Source organism: Pseudomonas sp. P1_F1_2 (assembly GCF_056405815.1).
Window position 1 is genome coordinate 12099 of sequence record NZ_JBFUBK010000032.1, and the last position, 26367, is coordinate 38465.

Below are 26367 nucleotides of genomic sequence, written 5' to 3' on the forward strand. Positions count from 1 at the left end.
CCTCGCCACAGGATCAGGGTTCGAAGGCAGACACAGATCTGAAGGGGAGAGCGGGATGACCAGGACTATCAAGTTGGCCGGGTTCGCGCTGGTGGCGGGGTCGGCACTGATCTGGCTGGGCGTGTGGCGCACGATGCCGCCGGACATGCTCAGCGAGGTCGCGCTGCCGGATACCTGGAGCGGCCAGAACCTGTCGCGTGACGGGGTCTCCGTGGCGCTTGAAGTCAAACCGCTGGCCAAGGACGGTGTACTGCGCGAAGGCGAATTTGCCGATGTGCAGTTCCGGGTCAATGACAGCGCCTCGGGCCAGCCGTTGTCGGGCGTCAACCCCGGTGCCTGGCTCGACCCCGAAACCGTCGCCGCCGACCAGGCCCAGGGCCGCGAACAAAGCTGCAAATCGCGGGTCGGAGTGTTCCTCAAATCGAGCATCGGTGCGCGGCCACTGCTGGACTTGAACAGCTACTTCCTGCTGGTGATGAACCGCGATGCCAGCGTTTCGGTGGTCGACCCGTCGGTGTCGGTGGGCGGCATCACCAGCACCATGGCGCGGATCAACATCAAACAACCGCCAATGGACTGGATCACTCCGAAGGACAACAAACGCGTCTTCGTGTCGATGCCAACGGCTGGGGAAGTGGCCGTGATCGACAGTGAGCAATTCAAGTTGCTGGAATCGGTGGCCGCTGGCAGCAACCCGGTTCGCGTGGCCCTGCAACCCGATGAGCGCCTGCTGTGGGTTGGCAACAATGCGTCGAAAGCGGAGGAGTCCGGGGTCACGGTGATCGACACCCGCAGCCTCAAGCCCCTCAAACACCTGGCCACTGGCGCCGGCCATCACGAAATCGCTTTCAGCAAGGACAGCCGGTTTGCCTTCGTCACCAACCGCGACGACGGCACGCTGAGCATCATCGACATCGCCAGCCTGACCCTCAGCAAGCAGCTCAAGACCGGCTCGCACCCGTTGTCGGTGGCGTACTCGCCGCTGTCTCAGGCGGTGTATGTCGCCGATGGCAAGGACGGCACCGTGACCGTGGTCGACGGTGCCAGCCTGGACGTGCGCCGGGTGATCAAGGTCAGGCAGGGCCTTGGGCCGATGGGGTTCAGCGCTGACGGTCGATTCGGCATCGTGCTCAATACGCTGGAAAACCAGGCCTCGGTGATCGATGCCGCCACCGATTCGCTGATCCATGAACTGGACGTGTCGGCCGAGCCCTATCAAGTGGTGTTCACCAAGGCCTATGCCTATGTGCGCGGGCTCGCCTCGGCCAAAGTCACGATGATCAACCTGTCATCGCTGGGGCAAGGTCGCACGCCGATCAGCCAGGGTTTCGAAGCCGGCCCGCAGGCGCCACGGCTGGCCGGTGATCTGCCACTGGCGTCGAGCCTGGCGGTGTCGCGGGACGACAACGCGGTGTTCGTGGTCAACCCGGTGGACAACACCACCTATTTCTACGCCGAAGGCATGAACGCGCCGATGTCCGGTTACCCCAACCGCGGGCAAGTGGCGCGGGCGGCGATGGTCATCGACCGCAGCTTGCGCGAGGTTGAACCGGGGCTGTACAGCGCGCGGATCAAGTTGCCGGCGGCCGGGCGGTTCGACGTGGCGTTCCTGCTCAATCAACCGAACATCATCCATTGCTTCACGGCGCTGGTTGAACCCGACAAGCAACTCGCCTCACACCCCGGCGTGCCGAAAGTGGAGTTCATGCTCGACAAGTCAACGGCCGCCCTCGGCAGTCCTTATGTGGTGCGCTTTCGTATCGTTCAGGGCCAGCAGAAGGCCCAGCGAAGTGGGGTCAAGGATGTTCAGGTGCGCTACTTCCGCGCCCCGACTTCACGGGCTCAGGAAGTCGCCGCCCTCGAAGTGGGTAACGGCATTTATGAAGCTCCGGTGACCCTGGACCAGAACGGCGCCTGGTACCTGCACGTCCGTGCGGCGTCGTTGGGGGCGAACTTTGACGACAAGACTTTTGCCAGCGTCCGGGTTCTGCCCGGCAATGCGAACTGAAGAGGACATGGACATGAACCGTTTCGCAAACCGTGGATTGCTGATGTTGTGTCTGTTGACTGCCGGTCTGGGTCAAGCCCTGGCGCACTCGACGGACGAGCATGCCGGACACGACATGCCGGCCAAAAGCGCCAGTTCCGAGAGCGCCCAGGTGAAGTTCGCCGATGTGGCGCTGGTGGACCAGAACGGTAAACCGGTAAGCCTGGAAAAGGACCTGGTACGTAACAAGATCGTGGTCATGAGCTTCATCTATACCAGCTGCACCACGGTGTGCCCGGTGGTGTCCTCGATCATGGGCAAGGTGCAAAAGCAGCTCGGTGCGCGGGTCGGTGGCGAGGTGCAACTGGTGTCGATCAGTGTTGACCCGCAGCGCGACGACGCCAAACGCCTGAACGACTACGCCCGCAATTTTCAGAACGGCCCGGGCTGGAGCTGGCTGACCGGCAGTTCGCAGTCGATCAATGAAACCCTCAAGGGCCTGGGCTCGTTCAATGGCGACTTCAAGAACCATCAGCCGTTGATTCTCGTCGGCGACGGCAACAGCCGTCACTGGACACGCTACTACGGCTTTACCGACCCGGCGGTGCTGACCCGTGAGGTCGAGAAACTCAGCGGCCAGCGCAATGTCCACGCCAAACACACCGCCATTGCCATGGAGGAGCAGCCATGAAAACTCTCGACCGGATTGCCCTGACGGTGGTTGTTTGTCTGTTCAGTTCACTGGCACTCGCCCACGAAGGGCACGAAGAACCCGCGCCAACGGTGGCTGGCGCACAACCGGCGACCGGCACGCACGACGCAAAAACCTGGTTCACCGACACGCCGTTGCAGGACCAGAACGGCGAGACCCTGCGCTTCTACAGTGACGCGTTGCAAAACCGCGTGGTGCTGCTGAACGTGATGTTCACCAGCTGCAACGATGCCTGCCCGCTGATCACCCGCAAACTCAAGGAAGTGCGTGAGTTGCTGGGCGACAAGGCGGATGGCATCACCTTTATCTCCCTTACCAGTGACCCGCTGCGCGATACGCCAGCGGTACTCAAGGCTTACACCTTGAAACAGGGCGTCGATGGGCCCCACTGGTTTTTTCTTACCGGCGACAAGGCGCAAATGGACCTTGTCCTGGGGCGCATCGGCCAGATCGTGCCGACCCCCGAACAGCATTCAACGCAGTTGATCGTCGGTGATGTGGCCAACAAGCGCTGGAGCAAAATCCGTCCCGATGCTCCGGCTGCCGCCATTGCTCAGCGCTTGCAGTTGCTGACCATGCCCGTGGCCGGTCGCTGAGCGCGCCATGAAAACTGTCCTGATTCTCGGCCTGTTGCTCCTGGGCGGCGTCCCTTTCGCCGTCCAGGCGTTGACGCTGAGCCCGAGCGAAAGCGCGGGCAAGCGGCTGTACCGCGAAGGTGTGTCCGAGAGTGGAGAGCCGGTCATGGCCCGAGTGGGTGCGGCCGATATGGTGCTGCCCGCCAGCAGCCTGCCGTGCGCCAACTGCCATGGGGCCGACGGACAGGGACGGCCGGAAGGCGGGGTGCGACCACCGGACATCAGCTGGTCGCGCCTTTCCAGCCGCTACGGCCAGGAACAGATCAATGGCCGCGATTATCCGGCCTACACCGAGGGTGCGTTGGCGCGTGCCATTCAGGAAGGTCGCGATTCAGCCAACAATCGGCTCGACCCGGCAATGCCCCGGTTCGTGCTGTCGATGAAGGACCAGCGCAATCTGACGGCGTACCTCAAACGCGTGGCCGATGACCGCGATCCCGGTTTGACCGCTGACACGTTGCACCTGGGCACGTTGTTGCCGAGTCAGGGACCATTGGCGCAAGAGGGCGCAACGGTGGCGGCCGTGCTCAAGGGCAGCGTGCTGCGGATTAATGCGGCGGGGGGGATTCATGGCCGGCAATTGCGCCTGACCATCCTCGATCCTGGCCCCACCCGCGCCAGTGCCGAGAAGGCGCTAGGCCAGTTGATTGAACAGGAACAGGTGTTCGCCCTGATCGCACCGCTGGCGCCAGCGCTGGATTCGGACCTGGCGGTACGCCTGGAACAGGCCGGAGTCCCGTTGATCGGGCCGCTTTCGTTGCAAGGCTCGGCGCAGTCCAGCCGGCAGATTTTCGAACCGCTGCCGGGTCTTCGCGAACAGCTGATCGCCCTGGCTGATTACGCCGCCACCAGTTTGCGTGTGCTCCAGGGCCCGACGCTAATTACCTACCCGGACGAACCAAACCAGCGGCTGGCGGCGCAGAACCTCGGCCAATACCTGCAAGATCACGCCTGGCAACACGTGCGGTTGCAAGCCTACGACTCTGCGCAGGACGACCTGCCGCTGGGCTCGCGCTCGGTGTTTTACCTGGGCAGCGGCAGTCACTTCAGTCGTTTGGCCGAGCGGTTGCAGACGGCGGGGCAGGTGCCTTACCTGTTTGCGGCTTCGAATCAGGTGGCCGGTGACGTGTTGCAAGTGCCCAGCGGGTTTTCCCGGCGGTTGTTTTTGGCCTACCCGTTCGTGCCCAGTGACTGGACGCTGGCCGGGCGCCTGGCGCTGACGCAATTGCGCGAAAACCAGGGGCTTGGCGGTCAGCACGCGGTGCTGCAAGTGGGCGCCTTCAGTTCGATGCTGCTGCTCAGCGAAGGCATGAAGCAGGCCGGACGTGATGCCAGCCGCGAGAAGCTCATCAATGCCCTGGAAGGTCTGCACGACTTCGATACCGGCCTGACCCCGCTGATCAGCTTTGGCCCGGGCCGTCGCCTGGGCTTGCGCGGAGCACACGTCGTCACGGTGGACCTGCCCGACCAGCGCTTTTTCCTGGTTGCCCCCTACAAACCCATTGCCGCCATGCCCTGACCGGAGGCCGATCATGAAACTCAACACGGTACTGATACTGCTGACGATGTGGGTCCCGGTGGCGTTCTGCACTAACGGCCCGGCTGCCGCGCGGGTCAATGGCGAAGAGATTTCCGAGTTTCGCCTGGAGCGTTACTTCGCCGAATTCCTGGAGGATCAGGGCCGGGCGGTGGGCAATATTCGTAACCCCAAGGCATACAAACAATTGCGGCAGAAAGCGCTGGAAGCGCTGATCGACAAGGAATTGCTGTGGCAGGAAGCGGTCAAGCGTGGCGTGGTGATCAGCGATACGGAAGTGCAGAGCCAGGTCGAACAGACCCGGCAAGCGATTGGCGGCCCCGAGGTATTTGCCCGCAGGCTCCAGGATGCCGGGTTTGACGAGGCCAGCTTTACCGAATACACCCGCCGGGAGCTGGCGGCCCAGCGAATCTTTGCCGACCTGATCCAGGTGGGCCAGCCGGATGAACAACAGGTCCGGGCGTTTTACCAGGAACATCGCGCCGACATGGGCCGGCCCGAAGAAATCCAGGCCCGGCACATCCTGATCAAAGTGCCCCAGGGCGCCGATGCCGCCACGGTTGAAGCGGCACGTCTACGCTTAAGCGGGATGCGCGTGAAAATCAGCCAGGGTGAAGACTTTGCCAGCGTTGCCCGGGCCGGCTCCGAAGACGCTTCTGCCAGTGAAGGCGGCGATCTGGGCTATTTCCCTCGTGGGCGCATGCTGCCTGAATTCGAAGCGGCAGCGTTTGCCCTGGCGCCGGGTGCCGTCAGTGAGCCCGTGCGCACGTCATTGGGCTGGCACTTAATACTTCTTCAGAACCACGTGGAGGCGGCCGATGTCTCAGAGCAGCAGGGTCTTGAAATGGTCCGGGCCTACCTTGCCCGACAACATCAGGCCCAGGCTCGCCTACAGGTTTTGGCGCAACTTCGATCAAGTAATCGAATCGAGCGGATTGATGATGATTGAATGTACTCCCCCCAAAAGTGGGGAAAGCTTGCGCGTAAATTCAAGCGCTTCCCCGTGTTTGGGGGAAGGGGTACGCGGGCGAAAAAGATTTGTCACGGAAATCAAAGAGATGAGTCGGCGAAAAACCGGCTCCGAGTCTGGCATGAAGTGTGCGTTAGCCTGATTGAAGGCGCGTACTCCCAGGCACGAATTTCGGACCTGCGGTTACAAGGAGTCGACCTTGTTGAACAAAATACTGGTTGTTGATGACGAGCAACTTCTTGCGGAAAACCTCCAGGGTTACCTGCAGGCGCAAGAGTTGGAGGTCCGGATTGCTCACGATGGTGCACAAGGAATCGTAGAGGCTGACGATTTCGCACCCGATGTGATGGTGTTCGATTACCGCTTGCCGGATATGGAAGGCTTTGAGGTGCTCGATGCCATCCGCCAGAAACAGAAGTGTCACTTTGTGCTGATTACAGGGCATCCAACCGCAGAGGTATGCGAGCGGGCCCGGCAACTGGGAGTCAGCCACATTCTGTTCAAACCGTTTCCATTGGCGGAATTGGCGCGTGCAGTACTTGATCTTCTGGGGAGGCAACGCGAACCCAAAGCGGGTGTGAGCAGTTCTGAAGGCTTCGTCGAACGACGCCAGAGCAGGACCGAGAGTTTCCCGCTGCAGTTGTACGACGGTAGTTGGGTGCTTGCGGATCGCCGACGTAGTACATCGGCCTCCATGGCGCCAGACGACGAACAACTGCTCACCGGGGAGTAATGGCGCGACAAGACGTTCCGGCATCCGCCGCGATGACTCGCCGCGCCGACAGGGCTCAAAGCCCCGGGCGTTGGAGAGCTTGCCATGGACCGTCTATTGGTTGCCGTCGAACCGGCGTTGTTGGACTGTGTGCCGTCTCGTTTTTCCAGTGAGCAATTGGCTCAGGCGCGAGCCTTGGCCAGCAGTTCCGGCGAACGGGTCCTGGACGCCCTCGGGGAGTTATGCGAACTGGCCCCGATGCCCTTCATCCAGTGCCTGGGCACCACCCTGCATTATCCGGTGCTCGACACCGACAGCCTGTTCAAGTCCACCCCGGTATTCGACCGGGTCACCCTGGCCCAATGCCTCAAGCGCGAATTCATTCTGCTGCGTCACGACGATGCGGTCATTGGCGTGTTTGCCGACCCGTTTGATACGGCGCGCCTGGCCTGGATCGACGACTGCCTGCACGGTGCGCCGCTGTACCTGGTGCATGCCGATGACCTCAAGGCCTACCTGGCCCGTCACGAAGAAAGCTTCCACGCGGTGGAGTCGCTCAATGCCCAATCCGATGGCACCATCGAAATCGATAACCTGCAAAGCCTGTCCCTGACCAGCATCAGCGAAGACTCCAGCGTCGTCGTCAAACTGGTCAACTCGACCCTCTACGACGCCTTGAAAATGCACGCCAGTGACATCCACCTGGGCACTACCGGCAGCGGTCTGGTGATCAAGTACCGGATCGATGGCGTGCTGAACAACATCAGTAAAATCCAGGGGTGCGAGTTCGCCGAGCAGGTCATCTCCCGGGTCAAGGTCATGGCCGAACTGGACATCGGCGAAAAACGCGTGCCCCAGGACGGTCGCTTCAAGATCGGCATCAGTGGCCGGCAAATCGACTTCCGGGTATCGATCATGCCGAGTATTTTCGGTGAAGACGCGGTGTTGCGGGTGCTCGACAAACAGGACCTGGCCGACAAGGTCAGCGGCGTGCAATTGCAGGCGCTGGGCTTCGAAGAAGAAACCCTGCGCCAACTACGGCGCCTGGCCAGCGAACCTTATGGCATGGTGCTGGTCACCGGGCCTACCGGTAGCGGTAAAACCACCACGTTGTACGCGATGATCACCGAGATCAACCACGGCGTGGACAAGATCATCACCATTGAAGACCCGGTGGAATATCAACTGCCGGGCGTGCTGCAAATCCCGGTCAACGAAAAGAAAGGCCTGACCTTCGCCCGTGGTTTGCGCTCGATCCTGCGTCATGACCCGGACAAGATCATGGTCGGTGAAATCCGCGACCCTGAAACCGCGCAAATCGCCGTGCAATCGGCGCTCACCGGGCACCTGGTGTTCACCACCATCCACGCCAACAACGTGTTCGACGTGATCGGCCGTTTCACCCAAATGGAAATCGACCCCTACAGCCTGGTGTCGGCCCTCAACGCGGTGCTGGCGCAACGTTTGATCCGACTGGTCTGCGCCAGTTGCAGCGCGCCTGTCACCCCTACCGACGATGAATTGCTGGCTTCGGGCCTCGACCCTCAACAGGTCGGGCATTACCAGTTTGTGCATGGCAAGGGCTGCGGCCACTGCCGGGGCACGGGCTATCGCGGGCGCAGTGCGATCGCCGAGCTGCTGCACCTGGACGACGAGCTGCGGCAAATGATTGTCGAGCGCCAACCCATTTCGAAAATCAAGGCCCACGCCTGCAAACGTGGCTTGCGCCTGCTGCGCGAGTCGGCACTGGAACTGGTGCAGCAGGGGCGGACCACGCTGGAGGAGATCAATCGTGTCACTTTTATCTCGTGATCGATATGTCGCCGTACTCGGCGCCAGTGGTGTTGGCCTTGGCCAGCGCCGTGGCAGCGAAACCCTGTGGCTGGGCAGCGTCGGCTTCATCGACGAAGGCTTCCATGCCTGGGCCGTCGCCCTCGAAACCCTCGACCGTTTGCTGGGCGAGCACGCGCCTGCCGGTGCGGAGCTTTGCGTGGTGATCTCCGGACACTTCAGCCGTTTTTGCCTGGTGCCCTGGAGCGAAGCGATCAGCAGTCCCGACGAACTGCTCGGGTTCGCCCAACTGTGCTTCGAAGACCTTTATGGTGTTCCCACCCAGCCCTGGAGCATGGTGCTGTCGGCCGAGCCTGCGGGTTACGACCGTATCGCCACCGCACTGCCGCAAGACCTGCTGACACGCCTGCGCAGCCTGGTCAGCGGTCGCGGTCTGCGTTTGCGTTCGGTGCAGCCGTACTTGATGGCCGCGTTCAACCACTTCGACAAGAGTTTTGACCACGGCGACTTTCTGTTTGTGGTCGCCGAACCGGTGCGCAGTGTGTTGTTGCTGGCGCGGGAAGGGCGCTGGGTGTCGGTGCGTTCGGTGGGCAGCAGTGACAGCGATGCCGCACTGACCGCACTGATCGGTCGTGAAAGCCAGTTGCAGGCCTCCACCAGCGAACGGCCGCTCCATCTCTACCTGCATGCGCCGGCCCGCATCGACTCACATCCAGACGTGCCGGGCGTGCAGTTGCGCACCCTTGAAGAAGACCAGGCATCCGTACGCGACAGTTTGTACGTCATGTCCCGGGCGGTGGCCTGACATGCGCCCGCTGATGCTCGACTTCCAGCCGCGTCGCCGTTCCGGTCCATTGGGCTGGAGCTTGCTGGGCGGTGGCGTGGTACTGGCGCTGGTGTGCGTCTTCGTCCAGCAACACCTCAATGACGAGGCCTCGCAGCAGCAAGGACATTTGCAGCACGCCCAGCGTGTCCTCACCGGAGACACCGGCAGCAAACCCACGCTGACCCCGGCCGAAACCCGCGAGCAGGCACAGAACCTGGCGGAAATGCGCAAGGTTTCACAGCAGCTGCGCCGGCCATGGGAGCGTCTGTTCGCCATGCTCGAAGCCATGCCGCGCGACAACATCGCCTTGCTGGCCCTGACCCCGGACGCGCGCAAGGGGCAGGTGCGGATCAGCGCCGAGGCGCGGGATCTGGAAGCCATGCTCGAATTTCACCAGCGTCTGGAAGCCAGCGAAGAGCTGTCCGACGTGTCGTTGCTCAGCCACGAAATCGTCGCCAACGTGCCGGAACACCCGGTGCAATTCAACCTGTCGGCCAGTTGGGAGATCGGCGATGCGAATCCCTAGATTGATCGTCCACGAATACCTGCAAGGCCTGGGCGTTCCTGGTCTGGCGGGCATGGCGCTGCTGGTGGTCGGCTTGGTGTATGGCCTGGGCGCGTTGATGCCGGACTGGCAAGCGCTGCAACAGCTGAGCCAGCAAACCCGCGAAGCCGGCGAGTACCTGGCCAAGGTTGAAGACGGCAGCGTCGCCGCCCCGGTGGTGCCGCAGCGCCAACTCGACGACTTCCCCAGCAAACTGCCGGCCCAGCCTCAGGCCACCGTGGCCATCGACAAAATCTACGCACTGGCCACGCAGGAACACATCACCCTGAGCCGCGGTGAGTATTCACTGGGCATCGACCCCAAGACGCACCTGGCCCGTTACCAGATTCTGCTGCCGGTGCGGGGCAGCTATCCGCAACTGCGGCGCTTCCTGCACGCCTTGCTCGGCCAGTTACCGGCGGTGGTGGTGGAGGACCTGGAGTTGCAGCGTAAAAAGATCGCCGACACCGACCTGACCGGGCGGATCCGCATGACCCTTTACCTGTCGAGGTCATGATGAATACCAAACGTGTAGCGGGTTGGGTGGCGTTCTTCGGCGTGGCCGCGGGGCTGGCCTGGGGGCCTCAATACTTCCAGCAGGCGGACGACGGTGATGATTCGTCCACCGCCGTGGCAACCACCGGCAAAAACAAAACCGGGGGCGCGCTGTCAGCGGTCTCCGCCAATGGCAAACCGGCGGTGATCAAGGACCTGAGCCCCTCCGGCGACCTGTTTTCCTCCCGCAGCTGGAAGCCGGCGCCGACCCTGGCCAGCGTCACCGAACAACAACTCGTCAACCAGACCCCGGTGGTACAAGCCCCCAGCGTACCGCCGATGCCATTCCAGTTCGTTGGCAAGCTTGATGACCATTCCGACCTGCAAATATTTTTGTTGAGCGGCGAAAAAATATACGTCGTACGCAAAGGGGATGTGATCGACGACACATGGAAGATCGAGCGGATATCCGATATGGAACTCAGCTTTGTCTACTTGCCTCTGCATTTGTCCCAGACTTTGTCTGTGGGGAGCGCGCAATGAACAGATCCCGTTTGCTGTTGAGCGTTTGCATCACTGCAGCGCTGGCTGCGTGCAGTTCGGCGCAGGTCGCTAACCAGGAGGCCACTGCACTGATCGAATCAGGGCAGTATGAAGCCGGCCTGGCACGCATTGAGGAAGGGTTGCGCGAAGACCCTCGCGATACTCAACTGCACATAGCCCTCAACAGCGGACGTGCCCTGGCAGTCAAGACGTTATTGACCCAGGCAGACATGGACCGCACACAACGCGATTTTGCTTCGGCGCGCATGGCCTACCACCGGGTATTGAACATCGAGCCGAACAACCGTCGCGCCCAGGACGCGCTGCACCAACTCGACTACCTGCGCAGCATGGATGAAAAACTCGAACTGGCCCGTGGCGATCTGCGCCGTGGCGATATCTACGGTGCCGACCGTCAGGTCAAACAGATCCTCGAACTCGACCCCAAGAACGAGGGGGCCATGGAGTTGCAAGGCAACATCCGCCTGGTGCAGAGCCGCAACGTGGTGCCGTACCCACAGCTGCGTACTCGTCTGGACCGGCCGGTGACCCTGGAGTTTCGCGACGCCAACTTGAAAACCATCTTCGAAGTCTTGTCCCAGGTGGCAGGGTTGAATTTCATCTTCGACAAAGACCTGCGCCCGGACATGAAAGCCACGATCTTCGTGCGTGACGTGCGCATTGAGGACGCCGTGCAACTGCTGCTGCAACAGAACCAGTTGCACCAGAAAGTGGTGAATGAGAACACCTTGCTGATCTACCCGGATTCACCACAGAAACTCAAGGACTACCAAGAGCTGGTGATGCGCACGTTTTACCTGACCAGCATTGATGCGAACACCGCACTGAACATGGTCAAAACCATGCTCAAGACCCGCGACGTGTTTGTCGACGAACGCCTCAACACCTTGACCATGCGCGACACTGAAGACGCCGTTCGCATGGCGGAAAAGCTCCTGCAATCGCAAGACCAGTCCAATCCGGAAGTGGTACTGGAAGTGGAAGTGATGGAAGTCGCCACCCAGCGGATTCTCGACCTTGGCCTGCAATGGCCGAACACCTTCGGCGTGATCAATAGCGATGGTTCGGCGGTGTCCGTTCTCGATCAACTCAAAGGCATCGACTCCAGCCGGATCACCATCAACCCATCGCCTCAGGCCAAGATCAACGCCCAGGACAAAGACATCAACACCCTGGCCAGCCCGGTGATTCGGGTCAGCAACCGCGAACAGGCGCGCATCCACATCGGTCAGCGCGTGCCGATCATCAGCGCCACCTCGGTGCCTTCGACCCAGGGCCCGGTGATCACCGAAAGCGTGACCTACCTTGACGTCGGTCTCAAGCTCGAAGTGCAACCCATCGTGCACCTGAACAACGAAGTGGCGATCAAGATCGCGCTCGAAGTCAGTAACGCCACGCCGCTGACGCCGACCGCTCAGGGCACCATTCCGGTCCAGGTCGATACCCGCAATGCACAAACCACGCTGCGTCTGCATGACGGTGAAACCCAGATTCTCGCCGGCCTGATGCGTGATGACCATGGCAGCACCGGCAACAAGATTCCCGGCCTTGGCGACATTCCCGGTTTGGGCCGCTTGTTTGGCAGCAACAAGGACGACGTCAGCAAATCCGAGTTGGTGCTGTCGATTACCCCGCGGATCGTGCGCAACCTGCCGTACCAGAGCCCATCGGACATGGAATTCACGACCGGTACCGAAACCAGCATGCACATCCAGGCCCCGGACCGCCGGATGGAACCGCAGATCCAGAATGAGCACATTGATCGGCCAATGACTGGCATCAGCACCGAAGTGACTGTTGGCCGGCCGGTGGCGGCAGCCACCACTCAAGTGACCGTTGGCCGGCCGGTGGCGGCCGCTACCACTCAAGTGACCATTGAGAAGCCTTGATCATGAACGCCTCGCAACGTGGTTTTACCTTGATCGAAGTCGTTGTGACGCTGGCCCTGATCGGCCTGCTGGCCGGCATGGCCGCGCCGCTGACCGAGACCGTGGTGCGCCGGGGCAAAGAGCAAGAGATGCGCGCCGCGCTGTACCAGATTCGCGACGCCATCGACGCCTACAAACGTGCCTTTGATGCCGGTTATATCGAGAAGACGCTCAACAGCAGCGGTTATCCACCGAACCTCAAAGTGTTGGTGGACGGCGTGCGCGATGTGCGCAGCGCCAAGGGGGCCAAGTTCTACTTTTTGCGTCGGGTGCCTCATGACCCGCTGGCCACGGTCAAGCGTGACGACGACGGTGGTTGGGGCGTGCGCTCTTATGACAGTTCGGCTGAAAACCCGCAGGAGGGCGAAGACGTCTTTGACGTTYATTCCAAGACCCGCGGCAAAGGGCTCAACGGCATCGCGTACCGGGAGTGGTGAGCATATGCGTCGAGAAAAGGGTTTTACCCTACTGGAACTGATGGTGGTCATGGCAATCATCGCGACGTTGATGACCATCGCCTTGCCGCGCTACTTCAACAGCCTTGAAGCGTCGAAAGAGACCACGTTGCGCCAGAGCCTGTCGGCCATGCGTGAAGCGCTGGACCACTATTACGGCGACACAGGACGCTATCCCGATTCGCTCGATGAACTGGTCGAAAAGCGTTATCTGCGCAATTCACCGACGGATCCGATTGCCGAGCGCAAGGACACCTGGGTCTTGGTCGCGCCCCCTGACGGCGTGGCGGGCGGGGTGGCTGATATCAAAAGTGGAGCCACCGGGAGGGCGCATGATGGCAGCCTGTATTCCGAGTGGTAAGCCGGCCGACGAGGCGGGGTTCACTTACCTCGGTGTGCTGTTTCTGATCATGATCATGGGCATGGGCCTGGCCAGTGCCGGCGAGTTGTGGGCAACCGCTTCGCGCCGCGACCGCGAACGCCAATTGCTGTGGGTCGGGACCCAATACGCCCAGGCACTGCGCAGCTATTACCGCAGTTCGCCAGGTCTTGCGCAGTACCCCAAAGAGCTGGCCGACTTGATACAGGACGAGCGTTTCCCATCGCCCAAGCACCATCTGCGGCAGTTGTACCCGGACCCGATTAACGGAGGAGGTGAATGGGAGTTGATGCGCGGTTTCGATGGGCGCATCACGGGCCTCAGCAGCGCCTCGACGGACACGCCGCTCAAGCAGACTGACTTCCCCAGTCAATGGTCCGATTTCGCCGGGATGGCGAGCTACAAGGACTGGCAGTTCGTGGCCGAGAAAGCCTTCAATGATGGTGCGTCCGGGCCCAAGCCTCAGTCCCAGACCCCTCAGGCACTGGCGCCATGACGAGGCGCTGGCTGGCGGCAGTGATCCTCACGTGCGTGGCGTCCTTCGCCAGCGCCGCTGAAGAGGACGAAATGCTCGGTTTCATCGTCGATGACACGATCTCGCACATCGGCCACGACTTTTACTACTCGTTCAGTGAACGACTGCGTGCCTCCAGCCGGATGGATTTCAACCTGGTGGTCCGCGAACGTCCATCGGCGCGTTGGGGCAGCCTGGTGACCGTGGAATTTCGGCAGCGGCTGGTTTATCGGCGCTTCCTGCCGCCAAACACCGTGGAACTCAAGGACGAGGCCTATGAGGCAGCCGACTTGGTCCGCGCGCAGATTGTCCGGCAGAAGCTGGAGGCTTTATTGCAAGACACTACGGACCTGGAGAGGGACGAATTATGAAAACGAAAACGTTCTTGCAGTGCACCGGCATGCTACTGCTCGGGCTTGGAAGCGGTAGCGTGGTCCAGGCCACGGAGTTGGTCTACACCCCCATCAACCCCTCGTTCGGCGGCAACCCGTTGAACGGCACCTGGCTGCTCAACAACGCCCAGGCGCAGAACGACTACGACGACCCTGACCTGAAAAGCCGCACCGCTGTGGCCGGGACTTCGGCCCTGGAGCGGTTCACCAGTCAGTTGCAATCACGCTTGCTGGGGCAAGTGCTGGACAACATATCCTCGGGCAACTCGGGGAGCCTTTCTACCGACGCTTTTATCGTCAACGTTGTCGATGACTCCGGTGCACTGACCATTGAAGTGACGGACCGATCGACCGGTGAAGTGTCGGAAATTCAGGTGAATGGCCTGGCCCCTTGAGGGGGTTTTGGGACGATGGGGAGTTAGGGATATGAAAAAAATAATAGCGCTAGGGCTGATGGTGGCAATGTTGCAAGGCTGTAATCTGCGTCAGCCGATGTCGGCCGAGCAGGACACCGAAACCCCGACCCTGACACCTCGGGCGTCGACCTATTACGACTTGTTGGCCTTGCCTCGACCCAAGGGCCGGTTGATGGCAGTGGTGTACGGTTTTCGCGATCAGACGGGGCAATACAAACCGACCCCGGCGAGTTCGTTTTCGACCAGTGTGACTCAGGGTGCGGCGAGTATGTTGATGGATGCATTGCAGGCCAGCGGCTGGTTTGTGGTGCTGGAACGTGAAGGTCTGCAGAACCTGCTGACCGAGCGCAAGATCATTCGTGCCTCGCAAAAAAAACCTAATACGCCGGTGAATATCCAGGGTGAGCTGCCTCCGCTGCAAGCGGCGAACATGATGCTCGAGGGCGGGGTCATTGCCTATGACACCAATGTGCGCAGTGGCGGGGAGGGCGCGCGTTATCTGGGGATCGATATTTCCCGGGAGTATCGGGTGGATCAGGTGACGGTGAACTTGCGGGCGGTGGATGTGCGCAGTGGGCAGGTGCTGGCTAACGTGATGACGAGCAAGACGATTTATTCCGTTGGCCGCAGTGCGGGGGTGTTCAAGTTTATCGAGTTCAAGAAGTTGCTTGAGGCTGAGGTGGGGTACACCACGAACGAGCCGGCGCAGTTGTGTGTGTTGTCGGCGATTGAGTCGGCTGTGGGGCATTTGCTGGCGCAGGGGATTGAGCGGAAGTTGTGGCAGGTGGCGGGGGATAATACGCCTGACGCTAATGCGACGCTGGACCGGTACCTGACTCAGACCAAGGTTGATCCGGAGAGTGAGTGAGCGCCGGGGCGGCCTTCGGGTCGACCTGGCTCTTCCCTTGATGTACCCAGGTCAAAGTAGGGAAGCTGGCTGCGATTGGCCGATTGATACCCTTTCTCAAAGACGGCTATCGAAACGGATACTCGTATCGATATTCGTTCGTCTATTCAACTAAAAAGTAATTAGCTAATAACCGTGGTCTTATAGCTTTTCGCTGAATTTAATCGAGGCTTAAGCATATGGATGCACTTATATCTTTATAATAATTTGTGATTAGTCAGGGCTGCTTTTATGTCTTTATGATCTGTCTCACAACAACTCGTGAGACAGGAGGTAGCTCGATGGCAATTCAAATCAAACCGGTCGCGGGTCGAATTGGCGCGCAATTGGAAGGCGTTAAATTAGATGGACATATCAGTGCTGAACAATTCGAGTTTATTAATCAAGCACTGCTGAAATACAAAGTTCTGTTCTTTCGCGACCAACATCTGGATGACGCTGAACACGAAGCCTTTTCCCGGCGCTTCGGTGACCAGGTGCCGCATCCAACCGTACGTTCTGCTGAGCAAAGCACCGCCATTCTGAACCTTGATGCCAAGGAAACCCGGGCCAATTCCTGGCATACCGATGTGACCTTCGTTGCCAATTACCCGAAAATATCCATCTTGCGCGGTGTGGTCATTCCGCCTTACGGCGGCGACACGGTATGGGCTAATACGGCGGCAGCCTACGCTGATTTGCCCGAGCCATTAAAACAACTTGCAGATAATCTGCGCGCGTTACACACCAACTTATATGACTATGCGGCGCCGCGTAATACCGATGAGTCGGGTATTAAACGTTATCGCGAACAGTTTGCGGCTGAAGTCTACGAGACTGAACATCCATTGGTGCGGGTGCATCCGGAGTCGGGTGAAAGAAGTTTGTTGTTGGGGCACTTTGTCAAACAGATACAGGGCGTAAGTCATGGTGATTCGAAACAACTGATTCGCTTGTTCCACGACCGTATTACCCATGTCGACAACACTGTGCGCTGGCGCTGGCAGGAGGGCGATGTGGTGATCTGGGACAACCGCGCCACGCAGCACATTGCGATCAACGACTACGGCGACGCCCAGCGCATCGTGCGCCGGACCACCATCGACGGTGATGTGCCGGTGGGGGTGGATGGTCGCTTGAGCCAGGCGATCAAGCCAAGCCCGGACACCCGCTCGCCGAAAACCGAAGCCGACAAAAAACATCTCGCCGCCTGACCGGCCGACTCTCATTGATTCAAGGAAGACGTGTCCATGGCCTCATTCAAAGCTGATTTCCTGTTTCGCAAGGGCCGCATCGCTGCCGCGCTCGCGGTGGTACTGACGGTACCGTTGGCCCAGGCTGATGTAGTGCGTATTGGTGTAGCGACGGCGGGCGGCGGTGACCCGGTCACCTTCAGTGGCTCGACGTTGGGCATCGTGCGTAACCAGCAATTGTTGGAGAAAGCCTTCGCTGGAAGCGGAACCGAGGTGCAATGGTTCTTCTTCAAGGGGGCGGGGCCGGCTGTCAACGAAGCCTTGTCAAACCAGCAACTCGACTTCGCTTACCAGGGCGATCTGCCCGCAGTCGTCGGGCGCTCCAATGGACTGGACACCAAGTTGCTGGCGGCATTGGGTGTACGCGCCAATCTTTACCTGGCCGTGCCCAAGGGCTCTCCCATCAAAAGCATTGAGGATCTGAAAGACAAAAAAGTCGCCCTGTTTCGTGGCACCAACGGCCACCTGGTGGCAATCAACCTCTTGGCGGAGCACGGTCTTACCGAACGCGAAATCAAGGTGATCAACCTCGATACCGGCAGCACTCAAGCTGCATTGGTATCCAATGGGGTAGATGCCGCATTTGGCGGTCGCGAACTGTTCAAACTGCGCGATAAAGGTCTGATCGACATCGTTTACGACAACCCCACTCAGGATGTGCGCTACACCCGGCAGACTGCACTGGTGGTTCGGGGGGCCTATGAAAAAGAACACCCGGACAACGTGCAAAAGGTCGTCGATACGCTAGTGGACGCGGCGAAATGGACGTCGGAAGACAGCCATCGTGACGCGGTCTTCACTGAATGGGCCAAGAGTAATGAGCCCGCAGAATCACTGCGCGCCGACTTTACCGGGGTCAGCATCAGGGACAGGGCTTCGCCTCTGGTCGACAACTTCCTGCTGAGTCGCTATCAGGCTGTGGCGGATCAAGCCAAGGAAGAAAAACTGATCCGTCGCCCCGTCAGTATCGATGGCTGGTTCGAGACCCGTTATTTGCAAAAATCCCTCAAAACCAAGGGGCTTGAGAATTACTGGACGCCCTACGGACCGGATGGCAAACAGCCGGCTGGTAATGCAGTAGCGGCCGCGACCAGCAAGCAAGGGAGCTAGGCAAATGGCCAGGGCACAGACCGTCAGACTAGAGCCGTACACGGCGCCGGCACCGAACGATAACGTCAAACGTTTTCCACCGTCACCGGCCCGCCCAGTACGCAAGGTTGAGGTGTCGCGCACCTCAGCCTGGCGCGTCAGTCTGGGTGACAAGGCCTTGCCCTGGCTGTTGCCGCTGGTGTTGCTGGGCTTATGGTACCTGGGGGTGGAACGCGGCTGGCTTTCAGAGCAGGTTCTGCCACCACCCGTCTACGTTTACCAGACCTTGTCGGACCTGGTCACCAGCGGTGATCTCTGGCTCAACGCGTCTGCCAGCCTGCAGCGGGTGGTCGTCGGATTTACATTGGGCGCCTTGATCGGCATCGCTCTGGGCCTGGCCATGGGATTGTCCAGGACCCTGGAGGATTATCTGTTACCCACCTTCAACGCACTGGTGCAAATACCGGTATTGGGCTGGTTACCGTTTGCCCTGTTGCTGTTCGGTATCGGTGAGACGCTCAAGTATGTGCTGATTGCCAAAGCGGCCTTGGTGCCGATCACGCTGTGTACCTTGCAGGCTTTCCGCCAGGCGCCCAAAGGGTTGTTGGAAGTCGGCCGGGCCTACGGTTTCAGTCGTCGGCAAAGCGTCACCTCCATCGTCTTGCCTGCGGCGATCCCGACGTTGTTTACCGGTTTACGTCTGGGCTTCACCAAAGCCTGGTTATCGCTGGTAGTGGTCGAATTGGTGGCATCGAGTGAGGGGCTGGGGTACCTGATCGTCTACGGGCGCCAGCTGTTTCAACTGGACCTGGTGATGGCGGCCGTTGTGGTGGTGGGGGCACTCGGGCTGGTGATAGACCGCGGTTTCGATTACGCGGAGAAACGCCTCAATCGGGGGCGGCCAACTGCCGGGGGGCGCCTGTCATGAGTGCGATCTTGTCAGTCGGTCGCGGTAGCCGCCGATATCGCGGTTGGATCTTGCCCATTGCCGCCATAGCCGTCTGGTGGCTGGCATCAAACCAGGGATGGAGCCAATCGGGGCTGTTCGTTTCGCCAGAAAAAGTCGCTGCTACGGCCTGGGATCAAATGGCCTCGGGCAAATTCTGGCGGGCAATTTCTGCCAGCCTGGCGCGCAACCTCAGTGGCTTTTTTATCGGTACCACGCTGGGCCTGGTACTGGGTTGCCTGTTGGGCCTGTCGCGGTATTTCGAGCGATTAGTCGGACCGAGCTTCAATACCTTCAAGCAAATCTCTCTATTCGCCTGGATTCCGTTGATCTCGGTGTGGTTCGGCCTGGGCGATGTGGCCAAGGTGGTGTTCTTGTCATTGGCCGCACTGGTGCCGGTGGTGGTGAATACCTGTGACGGTTTGCGCAACGTCCCCCCCAACCTGTTGGAGGTGGCGCGGGTGTATGGCTTCACCCGTTGGCAAACCATCATCGGGGTGATGCTGCCTTCCGCCTTACCGTCGATTTTCACGGGGCTTTACCTGGCGCTGGTCTATTCCTGGCTGGCGACCATCGGCGCGGAGTACCTGTTGGTATCAGGGGAGGGGATTGGCAACACGCTGATTGATGGCAGCGAACATTTCATGATGGACCTGGTGTTGTTTGGAATGGTGATTATCGGCCTGGTGGGCTGGGGCCTCAACGCATTGGCGCGGACACTTGAGCGGCGGATGCAGCGCCTGTATGGCATCGCTCCTCGTTGATTGGCACTTTCAAAAGGATCGCAACATGCTCAACAACGGCCTGACCCTGGAAAACATCAGCAAGCGTTTCGCTTCCCGACCGGGTAGTTCGACTCAATTGCAAGTACTCGACAACATCCAGCTCGACATTGCACCGGGCGAGTTCATCAGCATCGTCGGCGCCAGTGGCTGCGGCAAATCCACGCTGCTGCGACTGATACTTGGCCTGGACGAAGAATACGACGGGCGCATCCTGCTCGATGGCAAACCCATTGACGGCACTGGCCTGGAACGCGGCATCGTCTTTCAGGATCACCGCTTGTTCCCTTGGCTCAACGTCGAGCAGAACGTCGCTGTTGGCCTCAAGAACTCACCCCTGAGCGCCCGGCAGAAACGCGACACTGTGCGCGAGCACGTCGAACTGGTCGGCTTGCACGATTTTATCGATGCCTATCCGCATCAGATATCCGGCGGCATGGCGCAACGCGTGGCGATAGCCCGCGGCCTGGTCAACCGACCGAGCGTGCTGTTGCTGGATGAACCGCTGGGTGCACTCGATGCCTTGACCCGTGCGCGCCTGCAGGGCGAGCTGCAAAACATTTGGCTCAAGGAAAAAATCACCATGATCCTGGTCACCCACGATGTGGATGAGGCGGTATTCCTCGGCGATCGGGTGGTGGTCATGCAGCCCAATCCCGGCCGCATCCGACGCATTGTCGACATCGATCTACCGCGCTCGCGCAACCGCAGTGACAGCCGCTTCATCGCCCTGCGCGACGATGTGCTGAGTGATTTCGCCGAGCTGCACTAAGCCTTTGCGCCGCGCGCGAGCTCATCTTTTCAAGCGTGTTTTTTCAAGGAACGGGAAATGTCCGAACGCCAGCTCAGCCTTAACCTCTTTATCTACCCCAACGGCCATCACGAAGCCGCCTGGCGTCACCCACAGTCGGTGCCGGAATTCTCCATGGATATCGGCTATTACCAGCAATTGGCGCTACGCGCTGAACGCGAGAAGCTTGATGCGATTTTCTTCGCTGACTCGCCGTCACTGGCCGAAAGCGGGCGTGAAGGTTTGCGCATTCGTTTCGAACCCATTACCTGGCTGGCGGCCATTGCCGCGGTGACCCAACGCATAGGCCTGATCGCCACGGCCAGCACGACCTACAGCGAGCCCTACAACCTGGCTCGCTCGTTCAGTGCGCTGGACCACCTCAGCAAGGGCCGCGCCGGTTGGAATATCGTCACCACGTCCATGGCGGCAGCCGCCGCCAATTTTGGCCTGGAGCAACATCCGTCGGCTCATGACCGCTATGCCCAGGCCGAAGAATTCGTGCAGGTGGTCGGTGACCTGTGGGACAGCTGGGAGGACGATGCGCTGGTGCTGGACAAGGCTTCCGGGGTGTTTGCCGACAGTGACAAGGTGCATTCGATCAACCACGTGGGCACTCACTACAAGGTCGCAGGCCCATTCAACTCGCCACGCTCCCCGCAGGGTCGACCGGTGCAGGTGCAGGCCGGCTCTTCCGAGGATGGCCGCGATTTCGCCTCCAGGCATGCTGAAGCGATTTTTACCGCGCACCAGACCCTGCAAAGCGCGACTGAATTCGCCAACGACATCCGTGCCCGGGCGAAGGCGGTGGGGCGTGACCCTCGTCAGCTGAAAATTCTCCCGGGCATCAGCCCGTACATCGGCAGCACCGAAGCCGAAGCCCAGCGCAAGTTCGACGAGCTGAACGAGTTGGTGCTGCCGCACGTTTCACTCGGCCAGCTACGCCGCTTGTTGGGGGTCGACCTGTCCGGTCACGATCTGGATGCGCCATTCCCGCGCCACTTGATCAACTTCGACAGCAGCGAAAGCCAGTCCAGTCGCTTCAAGTTGATCATCGACATCGTCGACCGCGAGAAGCCGACGCTGCGCCAGCTGATTAATCGCCTGGCCGGTGCTCGCGGGCATTGGGTGCCGGTCGGTACGCCGGTGCAGATTGCCGACCTGATTGAGCAGTGGTTCCGCAGTGGCGCTGCTGATGGTTTCAACGTGATGCCGCCAGCGTTCCCCGAGGGCTTTGAAGTGTTCCTCGATGAAGTGCTGCCGATTCTGCGCAAGCGTGGCCTGTTCCGAACTGAATATGCGGGCAGTACGCTGCGCGAGCATTATGGTCTGAGTCGCCCGGTTTCGCGTTTTGCCTTGAAGTCCGCCTCATCGATCTCGCCATCGCGCAACGGAGTGCAATCGCTTCCAGATTTTGTTTGATTTCTTTATCCGCCCAAATAAAAAAACCGCGACCCAGCACCAAGGGTCGCGGTCTATTCCCCCCCATTAACTCATTGCTGTAGCACGGTGGCCTTGTTGGTACTGCCATATTGCTGCACGGTTGCCGTCTGGGTCATGCCGCTTTGGTCGACGCTGGCAATGTTGCCGCTGCCCCCCTGGGTCACATAGGCCACGTTCATGGTGTCAGCCTGTTTGACCGTGATCATGTTGTCGCTGCCGTATTGTGCGGTGTATGCCTGGTTGCTGCTGCCGGACTGGTCGAACTCGGTGCTGTTGCCGTAACCGTTGCTGCTGCCTTGCGCCAGGTTGGTCTCACCGCGCTGGTCGGAGATCAGGATGTTGTCGCTGCCGTTCTGGTCGAAGTACAGCTCGTTGTAGGAATCAGCCTGGCTGACCGTGGTTTTGTTCCCGGTGCCGGACTGGTTGGTGGTCATGATGTGGCCGGTGTCTTTTTGGGTGAAGTTGGCGACGTTGTTGCTGCCGTACTGATTGACGGTTGCCATTTGGTTGCTGCCGAACTGGCCACCCGCTTGCGGACCTTTCCAGTTGCTGGCGTAGACCTTGTTACCGTCACCCATCGAGGTGGCGTTGAGTACATGGCCGTCGCCGGTTTGATAGGTGAAATGCACGTTGCCCGTGCCCTGTTGGTACAGCGCGACGGTCGAGCTGAGGGACTCGAACTGGTCGGCGTAGATGGCGTTGAGGTCGCCAACTTGCAGCACTGTCGCGGAGTTGTTTTCGCCGAAGCTCTGGTCGACCACGGTTTCGTTGGACTGCCCGTATTGATTGATGGTGGTTTCGCTGGCGAGTTGGCTGTCTTGCCAGACTTCGGTGCCGTTGAGGTCGCCGTACTGGTTGATGGTCAGGGTGCTGCCGTCACCGTCACGCTGGTCGCCGTAGGCATAGTTGCCGCTGCCGGCCTGGTTGATGCCAATCTGGCCGTTGGTCTGGAACGTCTGTTCAGCGGTGCCGTAGTTGCCGTTGCCGTACTGGATGACTGTCGCGTTATTGGCGACGCCCAGTTCAGTCTGTTCGATGTTGGCTTCGTTGTTGTCACCGAACTGGTAGGTCTTGGCGGTCGTAGCGTCCTGACTGTCCTGATAGATGAACGAGAAGTTGCCGCTGCCTGACTGTTGTTGCAGCGCCTCGCTGCTACCCACACCGATTGACTGGCTGGCATGGGCGACGTTCAGGGAGCCAGCCTGTTGCTGGGTGATGGTGCTGCCGTCTTCGTATAGTTGCTCGGCATAGCCGGCGTTGTATTCACCTGCCTGGCTCTGGTCGATGGTGCTGCTGGCGTGGTCTTGCACCGCCGCCGCGTCGTTGCCAAGACCCTGTTGCAACTGGGTGGCGGTGCTGAATGGGGCCACGGTCTGTTTGACATCGGCGATGTTGGTATCACCGAACTGACTCTGGTTGGAAACGCTGTCATCGGCGATGGCCTGGGCACTGACAATGACCAGGATGGCGGCGGTAAGGGGCGTCAGTTTGAACATGGTGAAACCTCCAAAGTGATGCAGTGCTTAGCGATATTGTTTGACCGAAACGCTCATGCCGTTGCCGGACTGGGTCACGGCGCTGGAGAGCCCCGTACCGGCCTGGTCGATGCTGGCGTCGTTGTTGTTGCCGTTCTGGGAAATCTGCGCACGGTTGTGGCTGCCGTTCTGGGTGATGGCGGCGTTATTGCCCGAACCTTGCTGGTTGATCATTGCCATCAGGTCGTTGCCTTGTTGCAGGATGTACGCTTCCTGATTACTGCCCGACTGGACAATGGTGCCGAGCAGCGACTGGCCGTTCTGCTGCAACAGCGCGACATTGGCCTGACCGTTCTGATCGATCAGCGCATGCTGGCCAACCGGCGGTGGCAACTCGCCAAGGTCGGTGCCCGGGCCGAGGTCGTCGTTTTCCATCAAGTCGTCGGCGCGCACGCCCGCACTGCTGCAAAGCAGGAGCAGGCAGAGCAGGGCGGCGGTCGGCGTTTTCATGATTCAATCCTTTGTCAAACGGCCTGCCCCATCCACCGTGACGGTGGATGGGGCGAGGGCTCAGTTCGAGACCACCGACACCGAGCGCACGGTGCCTTGGGACGAGCTGATGGTGGCCGTCGGATTAACCGACGGAATGACCGTGGTGGTGTTGTTCACCGTGAGCTTCCAGCGACCGTTCACCGGTACCGCGGTGCTGCCCAGGGTTACCAGCCCGGTCGGGGTGGTCACCTTGATGGTGATGGTGTTGCCGGTGGTCACCGATGAGGTGCCCGCAAAGTCCCAGGTGAAGCGGTTGTTGGAGCGAGCCGTCACAGAGGCCGTGGTCACCGTGAAGGTTTCCGCAGCAGGCCTTGGCGAGACTTGCACCGTGACCGTTGCCGGCGTCGACGCGGCGCCGAAGCTGTCCCGTGCGAGGTAGGTAAAGGTCGTGGTGAAGGCCGTGGTCACCGTGCCCGGTGGGGTGTAGGTGATGACGGTGCCGTCGGTGCTGACGGTGCCGCGACCGGCCGCCGGTTGGCTCACGATGGCTGCGCTGAGTGGCACGTTGCCTTCCGGATCGGTGTCGTTGGCCAGCACACTGATCGGTATCGCCACGCCCAGGGTCGTAGCGGCATCGTTGACAGCCACTGGTGGCCGGTTAGGTGCCACCGTAATGGTCACGGTCGCGGCGGTGGTCGAGGCCAGTCCTTTAGAGTCTTGGGCCTTGTAGGTAAAGGTCGTGGTCAGCGGTGTCGTGACGGTGGCGGGTGGCGTGTAGACCACCGCTGTTGTGCCACTCAATGCCACGGTGCCTTGCCCGGCCGCCGGTGGGGTCAGTGCGGTGATGGTCAGTGGCACGTTGCCGTCTGGGTCGTTGTCGTTGGTCAGCAGGTTGAGGGTGACCGGCACCCCGAAACTGGTGCTGCCCGTGTCGGCGACGGAAATCGGAGCCTGGTTCTCACCGGTGTCCGGTGCCTTGCCCACGACGACCACTGGCTCGGTGTCACTGCCGCCCGCGGCCGACTTGATCGTAACGGTGGCCGGTGGCTGCGTCAGATCCGGGACGGTCAAGCTCTGCAGAGTGCCGTTCTTCGACAGCCTTCCATAACCCTGGGCAACCATGTCAGGTATGCCCACTTCGTCGGTGGAGGTGGCTTCGATCAGCAGGCTGTGATTGCTCCAGCTGTAGCGAGCCGTCTGGATTTTCACCACGTCCGAGAGTTTGCTCGACACGGACGTCGGGCGGGTCGAACCGGTCGGGTTGGTGGCGGTGATCACGACGACGGGAGGCACAGCGCCATTGACCAGGAGATGCTGGCCGAAGAACACGCCGTTGTTATCGCCCACCATGGTGGTCAGGCAAGGCGAAACAGGCGGGCCGGGGACCAGAGCGATGCTTTCGCGGAAGCACAGGGTTGAGCCGGTGTCTGCTTTACCGAAGACTTCGACGCGGGTGTTGATGCCCCCTGTTCCTGAGGTGCGGCGGTAAGTGGCACGGCTCAAGTCCACCGGTGTTTGCGCACGGTTGTCGAGCACTTTGCCGGACAGGGTGAAGAGGTTGGCCTGGATAGTCCCGGCGGGCCCCTCGATGCGCACGAAGTTGGTGTTGTTGGGGCTACCGGTCACTGCTTCGGTGAGGTTCGGGTCGCCAACGAAGGTTTCGATGGCGCCGGTGTCCGGGTTCACTTCCGTATAAGGCCCGTTGACGCTTTTCAGGAACGGCCCGATGGCACCGTTGACCGCGCCGCTGAAGACCCCTGGCGCACCGACGCCGACGTCTCTGGTGATGTTGATCGCACGCCGGCCAGGGCTGGTGACGTTGACCGTTTCCACACCGTAAGGGTGGGTGATGGTGTAGGTGCCGGCGACGGGGATGTTGATCCGCATACGGATCCGCGCGAAGCTGATTTGATCACCGTCGAGCGGGTTTCCGCCGGCAAATGCAGCCTCGATCCCGGCGACGTAGGCGTCCATCCCATAGCCTGCGGCGTTGTTGGGGATATTGGTTTCTGCGAGGAACCAGAAGGATTCGTCTGGCCAGTTATCCGGGAACACCATCGGCTGGGTGTCGTCGAAAATGCCAGGTGTCGGCAGCAGGGTACACATGTAAGCCGGTGGCACACTGACGGGGACCCGCGAGCTGGCGGCTCGGGACTGGCACAGTTCCATCGACAGCAAATTGTTGTCCTGATACCAGATCGGGAACTTCCCGGAGGCAAAGCTATAAGGGCCGGGGTCAACGGCAGCGAGTTGCGCGAAAGCACTGCCGGACAGCGATAGAGTCAGTCCCAAGGCGTTGAGCGCCAGGCGTGGCCAATTGTTCATGATGCCTCCTGATGAGGATCTGGGCATGA

The 26367-nt window shown here is 60.4% G+C and carries 27 protein-coding genes; 24 read left to right on the top strand and 3 right to left on the bottom strand.

Annotation, left to right across the window (positions count from 1 at the left end; translation table 11 throughout):
* Positions 1–55 precede the first annotated feature (55 nt).
* The 24 genes from AC1D2P_RS12015 (at position 56) to AC1D2P_RS12130 (ending at position 22025) form a co-directional block, all read left to right on the top strand.
* Positions 56–2008: a YncE family protein gene (locus AC1D2P_RS12015; RefSeq protein ID WP_077430394.1), complete on the top strand. Its 1953-nt coding sequence runs from the start codon at positions 56–58 to the stop codon at positions 2006–2008.
* 13 nt (positions 2009–2021) lie between these two features.
* On the top strand, positions 2022–2678 hold the full coding sequence (locus tag AC1D2P_RS12020) for an SCO family protein (protein ID WP_077432163.1): 657 nt from the start codon (positions 2022–2024) through the stop codon (positions 2676–2678).
* Positions 2675–3295, top strand: a complete 621-nt coding sequence (locus AC1D2P_RS12025) for an SCO family protein (protein WP_477757434.1) — start codon at positions 2675–2677, stop codon at positions 3293–3295. Before AC1D2P_RS12020 ends, AC1D2P_RS12025 begins: the two co-directional genes overlap by 4 nt.
* 7 nt (positions 3296–3302) lie before the next feature.
* Positions 3303–4853 carry a cytochrome c/ABC transporter substrate-binding protein gene (locus tag AC1D2P_RS12030; RefSeq protein ID WP_477757435.1) on the top strand — a complete coding sequence of 517 codons (1551 nt, stop codon included), beginning with the start codon at positions 3303–3305 and terminating at the stop codon, positions 4851–4853.
* 13 nt (positions 4854–4866) lie between these two features.
* The gene (locus tag AC1D2P_RS12035) at positions 4867–5820 is read left to right on the top strand and encodes a peptidylprolyl isomerase (protein ID WP_109787770.1); all 954 of its coding nucleotides are present in this window, start codon (positions 4867–4869) and stop codon (positions 5818–5820) included.
* 220 nt (positions 5821–6040) lie between these two features.
* On the top strand, positions 6041–6574 hold the full coding sequence (locus AC1D2P_RS12040; protein WP_046027976.1) for a response regulator: 534 nt from the start codon (positions 6041–6043) through the stop codon (positions 6572–6574).
* An 84-nt stretch (positions 6575–6658) separates the two neighbouring features.
* Positions 6659–8365, top strand: coding sequence for a GspE/PulE family protein (locus AC1D2P_RS12045; RefSeq protein ID WP_109787769.1), 1707 nt, complete (start codon positions 6659–6661; stop codon positions 8363–8365).
* Positions 8346–9149, top strand: a complete 804-nt coding sequence (locus AC1D2P_RS12050; protein ID WP_223524199.1) for a hypothetical protein — start codon at positions 8346–8348, stop codon at positions 9147–9149. Before AC1D2P_RS12045 ends, AC1D2P_RS12050 begins: the two co-directional genes overlap by 20 nt.
* A gap of 1 nt (position 9150) precedes the next feature.
* On the top strand, positions 9151–9696 hold the full coding sequence (locus tag AC1D2P_RS12055; RefSeq protein ID WP_046027973.1) for a PilN domain-containing protein: 546 nt from the start codon (positions 9151–9153) through the stop codon (positions 9694–9696).
* A complete protein-coding gene (locus AC1D2P_RS12060; protein ID WP_477811442.1) occupies positions 9683–10231 on the top strand; it encodes a GspMb/PilO family protein in 549 nt (182 codons plus the stop codon). The genes AC1D2P_RS12055 and AC1D2P_RS12060 overlap by 14 nt, the downstream gene beginning before the upstream one ends.
* A complete protein-coding gene (locus AC1D2P_RS12065) occupies positions 10231–10752 on the top strand; it encodes a hypothetical protein (RefSeq protein WP_109787767.1) in 522 nt (173 codons plus the stop codon). The genes AC1D2P_RS12060 and AC1D2P_RS12065 overlap by 1 nt, the downstream gene beginning before the upstream one ends.
* Complete coding sequence (locus AC1D2P_RS12070) at positions 10749–12662, top strand: secretin N-terminal domain-containing protein (RefSeq protein ID WP_046027970.1); 1914 nt, start codon at positions 10749–10751, stop codon at positions 12660–12662. Before AC1D2P_RS12065 ends, AC1D2P_RS12070 begins: the two co-directional genes overlap by 4 nt.
* Before the next feature lie 2 nt (positions 12663–12664).
* On the top strand, positions 12665–13138 hold the full coding sequence (locus tag AC1D2P_RS12075; RefSeq protein WP_477811443.1) for a type II secretion system protein: 474 nt from the start codon (positions 12665–12667) through the stop codon (positions 13136–13138).
* Between the two features lie 4 nt (positions 13139–13142).
* Entirely contained in the window at positions 13143–13517 is a 375-nt protein-coding gene (locus AC1D2P_RS12080) for a type II secretion system protein (protein WP_046027968.1), read from the top strand.
* Positions 13492–14031, top strand: a complete 540-nt coding sequence (locus AC1D2P_RS12085; RefSeq protein ID WP_046027967.1) for a type II secretion system protein — start codon at positions 13492–13494, stop codon at positions 14029–14031. The genes AC1D2P_RS12080 and AC1D2P_RS12085 overlap by 26 nt, the downstream gene beginning before the upstream one ends.
* Positions 14028–14420: a curli production assembly/transport protein CsgE gene (gene csgE / locus AC1D2P_RS12090; protein ID WP_109787765.1), complete on the top strand. Its 393-nt coding sequence runs from the start codon at positions 14028–14030 to the stop codon at positions 14418–14420. The genes AC1D2P_RS12085 and csgE overlap by 4 nt, the downstream gene beginning before the upstream one ends.
* A complete protein-coding gene (locus AC1D2P_RS12095) occupies positions 14417–14836 on the top strand; it encodes a curli assembly protein CsgF (protein WP_046027965.1) in 420 nt (139 codons plus the stop codon). The genes csgE and AC1D2P_RS12095 overlap by 4 nt, the downstream gene beginning before the upstream one ends.
* Positions 14837–14867: 31 nt before the next feature.
* Positions 14868–15725 (top strand): CsgG/HfaB family protein, encoded by an 858-nt coding sequence (locus AC1D2P_RS12100; protein WP_109787764.1) that lies wholly within the window; start codon positions 14868–14870, stop codon positions 15723–15725.
* 320 nt (positions 15726–16045) lie between these two features.
* Positions 16046–16957, top strand: coding sequence for a TauD/TfdA dioxygenase family protein (locus AC1D2P_RS12105; protein WP_109787763.1), 912 nt, complete (start codon positions 16046–16048; stop codon positions 16955–16957).
* Between the two features lie 36 nt (positions 16958–16993).
* Positions 16994–18106 (top strand): ABC transporter substrate-binding protein, encoded by a 1113-nt coding sequence (locus AC1D2P_RS12110; protein ID WP_109787762.1) that lies wholly within the window; start codon positions 16994–16996, stop codon positions 18104–18106.
* A 4-nt stretch (positions 18107–18110) separates the two neighbouring features.
* A complete protein-coding gene (locus AC1D2P_RS12115) occupies positions 18111–19013 on the top strand; it encodes an ABC transporter permease (protein ID WP_046027961.1) in 903 nt (300 codons plus the stop codon).
* Positions 19010–19795, top strand: coding sequence for an ABC transporter permease (locus tag AC1D2P_RS12120; RefSeq protein ID WP_046027960.1), 786 nt, complete (start codon positions 19010–19012; stop codon positions 19793–19795). The genes AC1D2P_RS12115 and AC1D2P_RS12120 overlap by 4 nt, the downstream gene beginning before the upstream one ends.
* Before the next feature lie 25 nt (positions 19796–19820).
* Positions 19821–20585, top strand: coding sequence for an ABC transporter ATP-binding protein (locus tag AC1D2P_RS12125; protein ID WP_046027959.1), 765 nt, complete (start codon positions 19821–19823; stop codon positions 20583–20585).
* 57 nt (positions 20586–20642) lie between these two features.
* The gene (locus AC1D2P_RS12130; RefSeq protein ID WP_477757436.1) at positions 20643–22025 is read left to right on the top strand and encodes an LLM class flavin-dependent oxidoreductase; all 1383 of its coding nucleotides are present in this window, start codon (positions 20643–20645) and stop codon (positions 22023–22025) included.
* Between the two features lie 71 nt (positions 22026–22096).
* On the opposite strand, the gene AC1D2P_RS12135 is transcribed toward AC1D2P_RS12130, so the two are convergent.
* From AC1D2P_RS12135 to AC1D2P_RS12145, 3 genes are read right to left on the bottom strand one after another with little or no spacing between them, the layout of a single operon-like run.
* Complete coding sequence (locus AC1D2P_RS12135; protein WP_223524183.1) at positions 22097–23542, bottom strand: curlin; 1446 nt, start codon at positions 23540–23542, stop codon at positions 22097–22099.
* A 27-nt stretch (positions 23543–23569) separates the two neighbouring features.
* Entirely contained in the window at positions 23570–24031 is a 462-nt protein-coding gene (locus tag AC1D2P_RS12140; RefSeq protein WP_046027956.1) for a curlin, read from the bottom strand.
* Between the two features lie 60 nt (positions 24032–24091).
* Positions 24092–26338, bottom strand: coding sequence for an Ig-like domain-containing protein (locus AC1D2P_RS12145; protein WP_477757437.1), 2247 nt, complete (start codon positions 26336–26338; stop codon positions 24092–24094).
* Between the last annotated feature and the right edge of the window lie 29 nt (positions 26339–26367).